The organism is Cupriavidus sp. H39, assembly GCF_050271075.1.
Lineage (GTDB): Bacteria > Pseudomonadota > Gammaproteobacteria > Burkholderiales > Burkholderiaceae > Cupriavidus > Cupriavidus necator_B.
Window position 1 is genome coordinate 550,164 of record NZ_CP189848.1, and the last position, 13,137, is coordinate 563,300.

A 13,137-nucleotide genomic window follows, 5' to 3' on the forward strand; every position below is an offset into this window, starting at 1 on the left:
GGCATCCCATCCTTCCGGGAGATGCGCATGACTTCAACCTACCAGCCGCGCCGCGCGTGGCTGACCGCAGTGCTGTTGTTCTTCTTCCTGGTGGTCAACGCCATGGACAAGATGGTGGTGGGCCTGCTGGCCGCGCCAATGATGGGGGAACTGGGGCTCACGCCGGCGCAGTTCGGCCTGGTCGGCAGCAGCTTCTTCTGGCTGTTCGCGGTGTCCGGCGTGTTGGGCGGCTTCCTCGCCAACCGCACGCCGACCTCGCGGCTGCTGGTGCTGATGGCGCTGGCGTGGTCGCTATGCCAGATTCCGATCGCGCTGTCGTCCAGCCTGGCGGTGCTGATCGTGTCGCGCGTGCTGCTGGGCTTCATGGAAGGGCCGGCCGCGCCGGTGGCGATCCACGCCTGCTACAAGTGGTTTCCGAACAGCCGGCGCAACCTGCCGGTGGCAGTGCTGACGCAGGGTGCGGGCATCGGCATCGTGCTGGCCGGGCTGCTGATCCCGGCCGTGGCCGCGCACTGGGGCTGGCGCGCCAACTTTTACCTGCTGGCGGTGCTGGGCGTGGTGTGGGCGGTGGCGTGGCTCGCGCTCGGGCGCGAGGGCACGCTCGACGAACCCACCGACGCGCACGCCGCCACGGGCACCAGCGCGCCGCAGCGGCTGCCGTATCGTGTCCTGCTGAGCGATCCCACCGTGCTTGGCTGCTTTGCCTTGCGGCTGGCGGCGTACTGGGGCCTGGCGCTGTGCCTGACCTGGATTCCGGCGTACCTGCAAAGCGGGCTGGGTTTCGACCATGCCGTCAGCGGCAAGCTGTTCGCGCTGATCGTCGGCACCAACCTGCCGCTGACGATCGCCATCGCGTGGTGCTCCGAGCGCCTGCTCGCGCGCGGGGTGTCGTCGCGGGCGGCGCGCGGCCGGGTATCGGCCGGCATGCTGCTGCTGGCGGGCGGCTTCTTCTTGTTGCTGCTGTGGCCGGATACCACGCCGGCCATGCGCGTGGGGTTGCTGGTGCTGGCGTGCGTGTGCGCGCCGGCGATCTATTCGCTCGGCCCGGCGATGCTGGCCGAGGTGGTGCCGGCGGGGCAGCGCGGAGCGGTGCTGGCGATCGACGCCTCGGTGTCTTCGGTCGCCGGCGTGCTGGCGCCGCTGGTGACGGGCGTGCTGGTGCAGAACATGCCCGGCGCGCGCGGCTTTGAACTGGGGCTGGCGCTGTGCGGCGCGATCATGGTGGTGGCGGCGCTGGCCGGGCTGTGCGTGGTCAATCCGGAGCGCTCGCGCCAGCGCATGGCCGCACGGCTGCCGGCAAGCGTGGCAAGCGAGCGCTCGGCGGTGGCCGTGGGTTGAGGGTATGGCTGCGCCGGTCGTTCTATCCCCCTTGATGCCGTGCAGACCGCTTTCGAAAACCGAATAAAAACCATTGCCATTCGCATCCGCAAGCAGCGGCGAAAACCGGCAGGAATGCGGCAAAAGCGCCGCGGCGCGCGGCCGGATCGGCTTGATGTCCGCTTGCGCGGCACTACCATGAAAGTCACGGCGGGCGTTTCGCCGTGACGTTGCTGTGGTCGTGAAAGTGCGACATCGTGTGTCCCTGCCGAGGGGGCATTGGGGGCTGCCATGAAGAGCGACAAGAAGGTCATCCAGTTGCTGAACACGCAGCTGCGGCATGAGCTGACCGCGATCAACCAGTATTTCCTGCATGCCCGCATGTACCGGCACTGGGGGCTGCGCGCGCTGGGCAAGCATGAGTACGAGGAATCGATCGAGGAAATGAAGCACGCCGACAAGCTGATCGAACGGATCCTGCTGCTCGACGGCTTGCCCAACCTGCAGGACCTCGACAAGCTGCTGGTCGGCGAGAACACCGAAGAGATGCTCGGCTGCGACCTGAAGCTGGAGCAGGTGTCGCAGGCCAGCTGCAAGGATGCGATCAAGTATTTCGAGTCGGTCGGCGATTATGTCTCGCGCCAACTGGTGGTCGATATCCTCGAAGATACCGAAGAACATATCGACTGGCTCGAGGCGCAGCTGGAGCTGGTGCGCAAGGTCGGATTGCAGAATTACATCCAGTCCGCCATGGGCGGCGCGGACTGACGCGGCGCCGTTCCGCGCCGCCTCCTGCAAAGATTTCCATTTCCCGCTACACTGCGGCCCGCAGCACGTTGCGTCGTTCAGGCGCTGCGTCAGCGGCGGGGTGGCAGAGTGGTTATGCAACGGCCTGCAAAGCCGTGTACGACGGTTCGATTCCGGATCCCCGCCTCCATCATTTTCCTGCCTGGCCCGGCCGGCCCGGCGCGCCAGCGCATCCGCGCCATTTTCCCTCTTTTCACGCCCCTGTCATCGGCCTGCGCCATGACAGCGGCAGGCTGTGCCGTGCACGCCCTGACCGGTATGCGCAGCGATTCCGGACACCCATTTTTCCCCAATGGATCGACGACACCGAATCGGGTAATGTTGCCCGACAGGCCTGTCGGCCTGCATGCAACCCGTGCCGCCATATGGCGGCACCGCCATGTCCGGGCTTCCATGGCGTTTCCCGTCGCGAGGCAGTTTGAGAATGAGAGGCTCCAGATGATGAAAGACCTGCGGATCCGCGCGGCCATTCCGTCGGACGCACCAGCCGTGGGAGACGTGCTGGAACGATGCGGGCTGCCGCTGGACGGCGTGCCGCGCTTGCTCGAGCATTTCCACGTTGCCATCCTTGGCACGCAGGTTATTGGCTGCGCCGCCGGCGAGCGCTGCGGCGAGACCGTGGTGATCCGATCCGTGGCCGTGCTGCCCGAGCACCGCGACCAGGGCGTGGCCACCCACGTGGTGCGTGCCGCGCTGATGCGCGCCCGCGCCAACGGCGCGCGGCGCGCGGTGCTGCTGGCCTCCAGCTGCCCCAGCTATTTCGCGCGCTACGGCTTTACGCTGGTGCCGGCCTCGAAGCTGCCGCCCGAGGTCATGTCATCGAGCGAATTCCATCGCGCCGCGGACACGCCGCCGCTGTGCATGTGGTGCGAGCTGGGCTGATTCCCTGCAAGCCAACGGCGAGCCCCTGTGCTCGCCTCAGTGTGGGTCGTCGCAGCGGCTGATCTCCACCGTCACGTGCACCAGTTCTTCGTGCACGGACAGCGCCTCGCGCACGTGCTGCGGCGTCAGCGCGGCATCGTGCGTGACCAGGCAGACGATGCAGGCAAAGTGCTGCCGGCCCACGCGCCACACATGCAGGTCGGACACGCGGGTGCTTTCGTCGCCGTGATCCAGGCCCGCCAGCACCTCGCGCACTTCTTCCACCACCGGGTGGTCCATCTCCCGGTCCAGCAGCACCGTACCGCTCTGGCGCAGCAGGCCGATGGCCCAGCGCCCGACCAACACCGCACCCACCAGGCCCATCACCGGGTCCAGCCAGGCCCAGCCGAGCCACCAGCCGCCGGCCAGCGCGACCATCGCCAGCACCGAAGTCGCGGCGTCGGCCAGCACGTGCACATAGGCCGCGCGCAGGTTGATGTCGTGATGGGCGCCATGGCCATGATGATGGTGGCCATGGTCATGCCCATGATCGTGGCCGTGATGGTGGTTGTGATGGTGGCCGTGGTCGTGTCCGTGATCATGGCCATGCGCATGGCCGCCGAGGATCAGCGCGCAGCCCAGGTTGACCAGCAGCCCCAGCGCGGTCACGGCCATGGCTTCGCGATAGTGGATGGCCTGCGGCGTGAACAGCCGCTCGACCGAGCCCGCCGCCATCAGGGCAGCAATGCCCAGCAGGAATACCGCGCTGGCAAAGCCGGCCAGCACTTCGATCTTCCAGGTGCCGAAGGCAAAGCGCCAGTCGCCGGCGTAGCGCCTGGCGGCGGCATAGGCAAAGGCGGACAGGCCAATGGCCAGCGCGTGCGAACTCATGTGCCAGCCATCGGCCAGCAGCGCCATCGAGTTGAACCAGAGCCCGGCGGCAATTTCCGCCACCATGGTGATGGCGGTGATCACCATGACCAAGCGGGTGCCGCGCTCGGCGGCGCGGTTGCCCGCGTCGAAGGCGTGGCTGTGGGTCCAGGCGGACAGGTCTTGGGTATGCATGGGGAACCGTACGTTGCGCTTTGAGATCTTGAAAAATCGTCCGGCACAGGGCCGGGCAGGACCAAGGGTAGCAGAGACCTGGGGCGCGCCGGCGGCATCCCCGATGGCGACAGGGGTGCATCCGGGCGGCGGGTTGGCATCGCTACATGTGACTGATATGCGACAAGATGCCCCCGATGGTCGTAAGGAATCTTGTCTTTCGCTTACATACATTCATGAACGGATGTATGATTCGGCGAAAAATTCATGTCCCCGTCATAACTTTGTTGACCATACCGAGATGAGCTATCGCTTTATTGCCACGTGTCTTGCCGCCTGGATCGGCGTTTGCGCCACCGCGGGGTGGCTGGTCGAACGTCTCTGGAGCTGAGCGCGGGCCACGCCGCGGTCTGATCCCGCGGACTGACCCTTCTCCCCTCATCGGCAGTCCGCATCCATCCCCCTCAAGCCGCCTGCTGCGCCTGCGCCAGGCTGTCAAAGAACTGCCATAACTGCGGCGCATCGCCGGTGGCCACGTTGAAGCGGATCCACGGCGAGTCGGTCTCGTCCGGCTCGAAATACGATCCGGGCGCCAGCCAGATGCCATGCTCGAGTGCCAGCGTGGCGAGGCGGTTGCCGAGCAGCGGACCGCCGCGCCGGCTGGCCAGCCACTGCGCCTGCACCGAGTCGCTCAGGCGCGCCCACGCGAACATCCCGCCTTCCGGGCGCAGCAGCACCTCCAGCCCATGGGCCTCCATCTTTTCCGTCACGCGATCCTGCTGCGCGCGCAGCCGCTCGGACAATGCCGCCACATGGCGGCCGTAGTGGCCGCTGGTCAGCACCGAATACACCAGCCGCTCCGTCACCTCCGATGAGGTCAGGCCGACCGCCATCTTGGTGCGCGCGAAGGCCTTGGCCAGGTCCGGGCTGGCCGCCAGGTAGCCGACCCGCAGCGACGGCGTGATGGTCTTGGAAAAGCCGTTGACATAGACCACCTGCGACAACCCGTCCATGGCCGCCAGCATCGGCGAGCCAGCCGGCGCTAGCTCGCGGTAGATATCGTCCTCGACCACCAGCAGCCGGTGCTGCTCGGCCAGCTGCAGCACGCGGAAGGCGTTCATGCTGGTCAGGCTGGCGCCGGTCGGGTTCTGCAGCACGGTGTTGATGAACAGTGCGCGCGGGGCGTGGGCGCGCAGCGCATCTTCGAGCGCGTCGGTGTCCAGCCCCGCCGTCGTGCGCGGCACGCCGACCACGCGCAGCCCGGCCAGCCGCAGGATCTGCAGCAGGTTGCAGTAGCAGGGCGATTCCACCAGCACGGTATCGCCGGCGCGCAGCAGCGTGCGCACTACCAGGTCCAGCGCCTGTGTCGCGCCCTGGGTCAGCACCACCTGCTGCGCCTGCAGCGGAATGCCGTACTGGCCCAGGCCCGCGGCAATGTGCTCACGCAGTGGCGCAAAGCCATAGGGGTGGCCGTAGCCGGACAGCTGCGCCGCCGGCACGCGGGCCGAGGCGCGCATGGCCTGGTGCAAGCCTTCCTCGTTAAGCCAGTCGCCCGGCAGCCAGCCCGCGCCGGCCTTGATCGGTACCGAATGGTCGGCAAACACGTCGGACAGCAGCCAGGCCGCATTCAGCCCCGGCGCCTCCCATTGCGGCGCACGCGCGTGCCCGGCCGGGGCGTGGCGGTGCGCCACGGTGTAGCCCGCGCCGGGCCGCGCGGCGAGATAGCCCAGCGCGGTCAGTCGCCCGTAGGCCTCGGCCACGGTGAAGGTGCTGACGTGGTGGTGCTGTGCAAAGCGCCGCACCGACGGCAGCGCCGCGCCGGCACGCAGCGCGCGCTGCTCCACCAGCGCGGCGATGCCGGCGACGATCTGCTCGGTCAGGGTATCGCCGTCGCGGCGGCTGCGGGTCAGGTTCAGGGTCAGCATCAGGCGCTCGGTGGGGCGTGGACCTGTACAGTTTAGCGGGTGCCCGGCGCGGTCGCGGCCGACGAGGTGCCGTCCCGGGAAATTTGCCGCACTGCAGCGTGGGATGCCGAACCGCGCCTTCGCGCGGCACCCGGCAGCATCGGCGGGAGAAGTGGCGTGGCACCGCTTGCCTGTATGGTTTGGCGTGATCAAACTGTACGGTAAGGCGTGCTTGTCCGGACTGTATATTTTGTCGGTCAGTCGCCGCCGGTAGAGTGGCCCTCATCGCTGCCGCTGCCTGCCAGCGCGCCGCCGCCAACCGACCCGATTTCCCCTCAAGGAGGACGTATGGACGCCGCCAAGACCGTGATTCCCGATCTCGATGCCCTGTGGATGCCCTTCACCGCCAACCGCCAGTACAAGGCGGCGCCGCGCCTGCTGGCGTCGGCCAGCGGCATGTACTACACCACCCACGACGGCCGCCAGATCCTGGACGGTTGCGCCGGGCTGTGGTGCGTCGCGGCCGGCCACTGCCGCAAGGAGATCGCCGACGCGGTGGCACGCCAGGCGGCCACGCTGGACTACGCGCCGCCGTTCCAGATGGGCCATCCGCTGTCGTTCGAGGCCGCCACCAAGGTGGCGGCGATCATGCCGCAGGGGCTGGATCGCATCTTCTTCACCAACTCCGGCTCGGAGTCGGTCGACACCGCGCTGAAGATCGCGCTGGCCTACCACCGCGCGCGCGGCGAAGGCCAGCGCACGCGCTTTATCGGCCGCGAGCGCGGCTACCACGGCGTCGGCTTCGGCGGCATGGCGGTGGGCGGCATCGGCCCCAACCGCAAGGCTTTCTCGGCCAACCTGATGCCCGGCACCGATCACCTGCCGGCCACGCTGAACATCGCCGAAGCGGCCTTTTCCAAGGGCCAGCCGCAATGGGGCGCCCACCTGGCCGAGGAGCTGGAGCGCATCCTGGCGCTGCATGATCCGGCCAATGTCGCCGCGGTGATCGTCGAGCCGCTGGCCGGCTCCGCCGGCGTGCTGGTGCCGCCGGTCGGCTATCTGGAAAAGCTGCGCGAGATCACCAGCAAGCACGGCATCCTGCTGATCTTCGATGAAGTCATCACCGCCTTCGGTCGTCTGGGCGCCGCCACCGCGGCCGAGCGCTTCAACGTCACGCCTGACCTGATCACCATGGCCAAGGCGATCAACAACGCCGCGGTGCCGATGGGCGCCGTCGCCGTGCGCCGCGAGGTGCACGACGCGGTGGTAAATGCGGCCGCGCCGGGGACGATCGAACTGCTGCATGGCTACACCTATTCGGGCCACCCGCTGGCCGCGGCGGCCACCATTGCCACGCTGGACCTGTACCAGCGCGAAAACCTGTTCGGCCGCGCCGCCGAACTGGCGCCGGTCTTCGAGGCCGCGGTGCACGGCGTGCGTGGCGCCCCGCACGTGAAGGACATCCGCAACTACGGGCTGGTGGCGGGCATCGAGCTGGAATCGCGTCCGGGCCAGCCGGGCGCGCGCGCCTACGAGGCCTTCCTCAAGTGCCTGGAGCTGGGCGTGCTGGTGCGCTACACCGGCGACATCCTGGCGTTCTCGCCGCCGCTGATCATTTCCGAAGCGCAGATCGGCGAGATGTTCGATACGGTGAAGCAGGCGCTGCAAGCCATCAAGTAAGCGGCGCGCGCCGCATCGCCTTGCCGCCGGGCCCGCGGGGCCCGGCCTTTCTCTCTGATTGCACGCCGGGGTGCGCTGTACTGCGTGCCGCGGCCATCGAAGGAAACCCCAAGTGAGCATCGCAGAAAACCGGCAACTGGCCGAAATCCATCATTTCATCGGCGGCGCCGTGCGCCGCGCCGGCGGCCAGCGCCAGGCGGATGTGTTCAACCCCGCCACCGGCGAAGTGTCCGCGCGCGTGGCGCTCGGCACCACGCAAGACGTGGCCGACGCCGTCGCCGCCGCCAAGGCCGCTTTCCCCGCGTGGGCCGACACCCCGCCGCTGCGCCGCGCGCGCATCCTGTTCAAGTTCAAGGAACTGCTGGACCAGCACCACGACGACCTTGCCGCGCTGATCACGCGCGAGCATGGCAAGGTGTTCTCCGATGCCAGGGGCGAGGTCACGCGCGGCATCGAGGTGGTGGAGTTTGCCTGCGGCATTCCCAACCTGCTCAAGACCGATTTCACCGACAACATCGGCGGCGGCATCGACAACTGGAACCTGCGCCAGCCGCTGGGCGTGGTGGCCGGCATCACGCCGTTCAACTTCCCGGTGATGGTGCCGATGTGGATGTTCCCGGTGGCACTGGCGTGCGGCAATACCTTCGTGCTCAAGCCGTCGGAACGCGACCCGTCGCCGAGCCTGCTGATTGCTGATCTGCTGCGCCAGGCCGGTTTGCCGGACGGCGTGTTCAACGTGGTGCAGGGCGACAAGGAAGCGGTCGACGCGCTGCTAGCGCATCCGGACGTGCAGGCGCTGTCGTTCGTCGGCTCGACCCCGATCGCCGAGTACATCTATACGGAAGGCACCCGGCACGGCAAGCGCGTGCAGGCGCTGGGCGGCGCCAAGAACCACCTGGTGGTGATGCCCGATGCGGACCTCGACCAGGCGGTCGATGCGCTGATCGGCGCCGCCTATGGATCGGCTGGCGAGCGCTGCATGGCGATCTCGGTGGCCGTTGCCGTTGGCGAGGTCGCCGATCAGCTGGTGCCGCGCCTGGCCGAGCGGGCGCGTGCCTTGAAGATCCGCAACGGCATGGAGGCCGATGCCGAGATGGGCCCGCTGGTGACCGGCGCGCACAAGGCCAAGGTCGAAGGCTATATCGCCAAAGGCGTGGCAGAGGGTGCGACGCTGGTGACCGATGGCCGCGGCCACCAGGTCGACGGGCACGAGAACGGCTTCTATGTCGGCGGCACGCTGTTCGACCATGTGAAGCCCGACATGACCATCTACAAGGAAGAGATCTTCGGCCCGGTGCTGTCGGTGGTGCGCGTGCATGACTTTGCCGAGGCGGTGGCGCTGATCAATGCGCACGAGTACGGCAACGGCGTGTCGTGCTACACCAGCGACGGCGGCATCGCGCGCGCATTCGCGCGGCAGATCCAGGTGGGCATGGTCGGCATCAACGTGCCGATCCCGGTGCCGATGGCGTGGCATTCGTTCGGCGGCTGGAAGCGTTCGCTGTTCGGCGACCACCATGCCTATGGCGAAGAGGGCGTGCGCTTCTACACGCGCTACAAGAGCGTGATGCAGCGCTGGCCGGACTCGATCGCCAAGGGCGCGGAGTTCACCATGCCGGTGGCGAAGTAACAGCCGGAGACCGGTCATGAAGGTCAACCGCATCGTCGCCAATATCGGCACTGCCGACCCCGGCCAGGCCCGCATCTTCTATCAGGACGTGCTCGGCCTGGACATGCTGATGGACCACGGCTGGATCTGCACCTACGGCAGCGATGGCACCGCGCGGGCCCAGGTCAGCTTTGCCGTGGAAGGCGGCAACGGCACGCCAGTGCCCGCGCTGTCGATCGAAGTCGACGACGTCGACGAAGCGCACCGGCGCATGGTGGCTGCTGGCTTTGCCGTGGAATACGGCCCGGCCGACGAGCCCTGGGGCGTGCGTCGCTTCTTTGTGCGTGATCCGTTCGGGCAGCTGGTCAATATCCTCGCGCACGCCTGAGCGCATGCCTTGCCTGCCGTCAGTGCCGGCCTGGCCGGGCTTTCCTATCATTCCTGCAATGCGGTGGCCGGGTGCAAGTGACGCTTGCGCCTGGCCAGCGGCGTAAACTACCGCCCTTTTTCCGGGCCCGCGCGTTGCCGCCGCGGGCCTGGTCACCGTTGCAGGGAGTCTGAATGAGCTTGTTCCGTACCAAGGATATCGACGCGATGCTGGCCGTCGCGCGCGATGATGGCCTGAAAAAAGTGCTGGGTCCGGTCGACCTGGTGCTGATGGGCATCGGCGCCATCATCGGCACCGGCATTTTCGTGCTGACCGGCACCGGCGCGCTGACCGCGGGGCCGGCGCTGACGGTGTCGTTCGTGATCGCGGCGCTGGCGTGCGGCTTTGCCGCGCTGTGCTACGCGGAGTTCGCCTCGGCGATCCCGGTGTCGGGATCGATCTATACCTACAGCTACGCCACGCTTGGCGAGATCGTCGCGTGGATGATCGGCTGGGACCTGCTGCTGGAATACGGGCTGGCCACGTCGGCGGTGTCGGTGGGCTGGTCAGGCTATTTCCAGTCGCTGATGGCGGGCTTCGGCATGAAGCTGCCGGTGGCGCTGACCGCGGCGCCGGGCTCGGTGCCGGGGGTGCAGACCGTGCTGAACCTGCCGGCATGCCTGATCATGCTGGCCATCACCTGGGTAGTCTCTTACGGCGTGCGCGAGTCCGCGCGCGTCAACAACCTGATGGTCGCGATCAAGATCGGCGTGGTGCTGCTGTTTATCGCGGTGGGCGTGTGGCACGTGCAGCCGGCCAACTGGCAGCCGTTCGCGCCGTTCGGCTTTACCGGCATCTTCAATGCGGCGGCGCTGGTGTTCTTCGCCTTTATCGGCTTCGACGCAGTGACCTCGGCCGCGGAAGAAGTGCGCAACCCGCGCCGCGACCTGCCGATCGGCATCATCGGCTCGCTCGCGGTCTGCACGGTGCTGTACGTGGTGGTGGCGGCGATCATGACCGGCATCGTGCCGTTCGCGAAGTTTGCCGGCGTCGATCATCCGGTCTCGCTGGCGCTGCAGTTTGCGGGGCAGAACTGGGTGGCTGGCTTTGTCGACCTTGGCGCGATCCTGGGCATGACCACGGTGATCCTGGTGATGACCTATGGCCAGACCCGCGTGATCTTTGCCATGTCGCGCGACGGGCTGCTGCCCGAGCGGCTGTCCTCGGTGCACCCGGTGCATGCCACGCCCTACTTTGCCACCTGGACCGTGGGCCTCGTGTTTGCCGCGATTGCCGCCCTGGTGCCATTGAACGTGCTGGCGGAACTGATCAATATCGGCACGCTGGCGGCCTTTACGCTGATCTCGGTGGCGGTGCTGGTGCTGCGCAAGACCCGGCCCGAGCTGCCGCGCGCATTCCGTTGCCCGGGCGTGCCGGTGGTGCCGCTGCTGTCGATCGGCTTCTGCCTGTTCCTGATGGCGCACCTGCAGGCGCTGACCTGGGCCGCCTTCCTGGTCTGGCTGGCGGTGGGGCTGGTGATCTACTTCGCCTACGCGCGGCGCAATGCCGTGCTGCATAACCACGGCGGCTGACCGCGCCGCTCAGCGGCCGCGTTCGGCGGCGGCCTGCATAAACGCCACCGCGCGCGGCTCGTTGGCATAGGCGGCGTTGATGCGGATCCAGGCCGAGGTCTCGCCGCCGGGGCGGAAGTAATTGCCCGGCGCCAGCGTCACGCCGTATTGCTCGCCGAGCGTCACCAGCTCGCGCGAATCCGCGATGCCGGGCGGGCGCGCCCACAGGAAGTTGCCGCCGGAGGGCTGGCAGAACACCTCCCAGCCGTTGCCATGCAGCTGGCGCACCGCGCCGGCTACGGCCTCGCGCACGCGCAGCCGCAGCCGTTCCACGTACTTGCGGTAGCCGCCGCGCTCCAGCAGCGCCGCCGTCACCGCCTCGGCAAAGTGCGAGCCGGCCACGCTGGTCAACACCTTCACATCGACCAGGTCCTTGACCAGCGCCTTGTCGGCGACCAGGTAGCCGATCCGCAGCGACGCCGACACCGTCTTGGAAAAGCCGCCGATGTAGATCACATGCTCGAGCTGGTCCAGCGTCGCCAGCCGGTCGGTGAAGTGAGTCTGGAAGTCCGAGAAGATATCGTCCTCGACAAAGCGGAAGCCATGCCGGCGCGCCAGTTCCAGCAGCCGGAACGCCACCGGCGGCGCCAGCGTCGAGCCGGTCGGGTTCTGCAGCACGCTGTTGGTGAAGAACAGCTTGGGCTTGTGCTGGCGCAGCAGCGCCTCGGTGGCGTCCGGGTCGGGGCCGTTGGGCGTGTGCGGCACGCCCACCAGCTGCACGCCGTGCAGCCGCAGCAGGCCGAACAGGTTGTAGTAGCCAGGGTCCTCCACGAACACCGTATCGCCCGGCTTGAGCAGGTGGCGCACCACCAGGTCCAGCGCCTGGCTGGCCCCGGTGGTGATCAGCACTTGCGGCAGCTCCGCGGCGATGCCCAGCTGGCGCACGCGCAGCAGCACCTGGCGGCGCAGTTCCGGATGGCCCATCGGCGTGGCGTAATGGATCACGCTGTCGATCTCGTTGCGCGAAATCGCGCGGATCGCCTGCGTCAGGCCTTCCACGTCGCGCCAGGTCTCCGGGACGAAGCCGCCGGCCAGCTTGAGCGTGCCGCTGGGGTGGTTGAACTGCTCCAGGATATGGTCGGACAGGTCCTCGGCCAGGCTGGGGTCCGACCAGCCGCGCGCCGAGCGCCCCGCCAGCGGACTGTCCGCCACATAAAAGCCTGACCCCTGGCGCGAATCGAGCAGTCCCTGCGACACCAGCCGGTCATAGGCTTCGATCACCGGGAAGCGGCTGATGCCGTTCTCGGCGGCCAGCTGCCGGATCGACGGCAGCCGCGCGCCCGGGCGCGCCTCGCGGTTGCCGATCCACGACTTCACGCCTTCGACGATCTGCTCGGTCAGTGGAATTCCGGTGGAAGCATCTAAGATAAGTTTCATGGGATCCGCGCGCAGCCGCAGGGCAACTGTCAGGAAAAACTACTGAACAGTGCATCGAAAACTGTTCACAACTGTACATGGGATTGTAGTGAGGGATGCGAATAATGGAAGCGTGGCGGCAATGACGACGCCGACAGGCTGAGAGGAGTGCAACATGCGCGAACTACGGACTTTCGAACTGGACGAGCCCGGACAGCCGGTCAGCTGGCGCGCCGGTTACGGGCAGACCGTCTGCGCGGTGGCCGGCAAGCTGTGGCTGACGGTCGAGGGCAATCCCAACGATATCTGGCTGGAGCCAGGCGCCGAACTGGCGCTGCCGGAGGGCTACCGGGTATGGCTGTCGGGCGACGGCGCGGGAGCGCGCTTTACGCTGGCGCAGGTGCCGGCGCCGTGGTCGCTGCGGCGGCTGCCGGCGTGGCTGCGGGTGATGCGCCACCGCGTGGAAGAGCACAGCACCGATGCGTTCGGCGAGTGCCCCAGGATCTGGGCCTGAACGGCGCCCGACGATTTTCGGACAAGGCCACCTGCGGGTGGCCTTTT

The 13,137-nt window shown here is 67.7% G+C and carries 11 protein-coding genes and 1 tRNA gene; 9 read left to right on the forward strand and 3 right to left on the reverse strand.

Translation table 11 applies throughout. The features are described from left to right. The first annotated feature begins 27 nt into the window (after positions 1-27). The 4 genes from ACOCMH_RS17990 (at position 28) to ACOCMH_RS18005 (ending at position 3,006) form a co-directional block, all read left to right on the forward strand. Positions 28-1,338 (forward strand): MFS transporter, encoded by a 1,311-nt coding sequence (locus ACOCMH_RS17990; protein ID WP_427312362.1) that lies wholly within the window; start codon positions 28-30, stop codon positions 1,336-1,338. Between the two features lie 270 nt (positions 1,339-1,608). Beyond that, positions 1,609-2,085 carry a bacterioferritin gene (gene bfr / locus ACOCMH_RS17995; protein ID WP_171514366.1) on the forward strand — a complete coding sequence of 159 codons (477 nt, stop codon included), beginning with the start codon at positions 1,609-1,611 and terminating at the stop codon, positions 2,083-2,085. 94 nt (positions 2,086-2,179) lie between these two features. Beyond that, a tRNA-Cys gene (locus ACOCMH_RS18000) sits at positions 2,180-2,254 on the forward strand. Positions 2,255-2,562: 308 nt separating this feature from the next. Then, on the forward strand, positions 2,563-3,006 hold the full coding sequence (locus tag ACOCMH_RS18005; protein WP_427312363.1) for a GNAT family N-acetyltransferase: 444 nt from the start codon (positions 2,563-2,565) through the stop codon (positions 3,004-3,006). A 36-nt stretch (positions 3,007-3,042) separates the two neighbouring features. On the opposite strand, the gene dmeF is transcribed toward ACOCMH_RS18005, so the two are convergent. Then, positions 3,043-4,050: a CDF family Co(II)/Ni(II) efflux transporter DmeF gene (gene dmeF, locus ACOCMH_RS18010; RefSeq protein ID WP_427312364.1), complete on the reverse strand. Its 1,008-nt coding sequence runs from the start codon at positions 4,048-4,050 to the stop codon at positions 3,043-3,045. Between the two features lie 443 nt (positions 4,051-4,493). Next, positions 4,494-5,954 carry a PLP-dependent aminotransferase family protein gene (locus ACOCMH_RS18015; RefSeq protein WP_427312365.1) on the reverse strand — a complete coding sequence of 487 codons (1,461 nt, stop codon included), beginning with the start codon at positions 5,952-5,954 and terminating at the stop codon, positions 4,494-4,496. Positions 5,955-6,281: 327 nt separating this feature from the next. On the opposite strand from ACOCMH_RS18015, the gene ACOCMH_RS18020 reads away from it, so the two are divergent. The 4 genes from ACOCMH_RS18020 to ACOCMH_RS18035 all read left to right on the forward strand — a co-directional run bounded on the left by ACOCMH_RS18020 (position 6,282) and on the right by ACOCMH_RS18035 (position 11,181). Next, the gene (locus ACOCMH_RS18020) at positions 6,282-7,613 is read left to right on the forward strand and encodes an aspartate aminotransferase family protein (protein WP_427312366.1); all 1,332 of its coding nucleotides are present in this window, start codon (positions 6,282-6,284) and stop codon (positions 7,611-7,613) included. A 112-nt stretch (positions 7,614-7,725) separates the two neighbouring features. Continuing rightward, complete coding sequence (locus ACOCMH_RS18025; protein ID WP_427312367.1) at positions 7,726-9,243, forward strand: CoA-acylating methylmalonate-semialdehyde dehydrogenase; 1,518 nt, start codon at positions 7,726-7,728, stop codon at positions 9,241-9,243. A 16-nt stretch (positions 9,244-9,259) separates the two neighbouring features. Continuing rightward, positions 9,260-9,610: a VOC family protein gene (locus tag ACOCMH_RS18030; protein WP_427312368.1), complete on the forward strand. Its 351-nt coding sequence runs from the start codon at positions 9,260-9,262 to the stop codon at positions 9,608-9,610. 173 nt (positions 9,611-9,783) lie between these two features. Beyond that, positions 9,784-11,181: an amino acid permease gene (locus tag ACOCMH_RS18035; protein ID WP_427312369.1), complete on the forward strand. Its 1,398-nt coding sequence runs from the start codon at positions 9,784-9,786 to the stop codon at positions 11,179-11,181. Positions 11,182-11,190: 9 nt separating this feature from the next. On the opposite strand, the gene ACOCMH_RS18040 is transcribed toward ACOCMH_RS18035, so the two are convergent. Next, positions 11,191-12,597 carry a PLP-dependent aminotransferase family protein gene (locus ACOCMH_RS18040; protein ID WP_427312370.1) on the reverse strand — a complete coding sequence of 469 codons (1,407 nt, stop codon included), beginning with the start codon at positions 12,595-12,597 and terminating at the stop codon, positions 11,191-11,193. Between the two features lie 154 nt (positions 12,598-12,751). Between ACOCMH_RS18040 and ACOCMH_RS18045 the strand changes: the two genes are divergently transcribed. Further along, entirely contained in the window at positions 12,752-13,090 is a 339-nt protein-coding gene (locus tag ACOCMH_RS18045) for a DUF2917 domain-containing protein (RefSeq protein ID WP_427312371.1), read from the forward strand. The last annotated feature ends 47 nt before the right edge of the window (positions 13,091-13,137 follow it).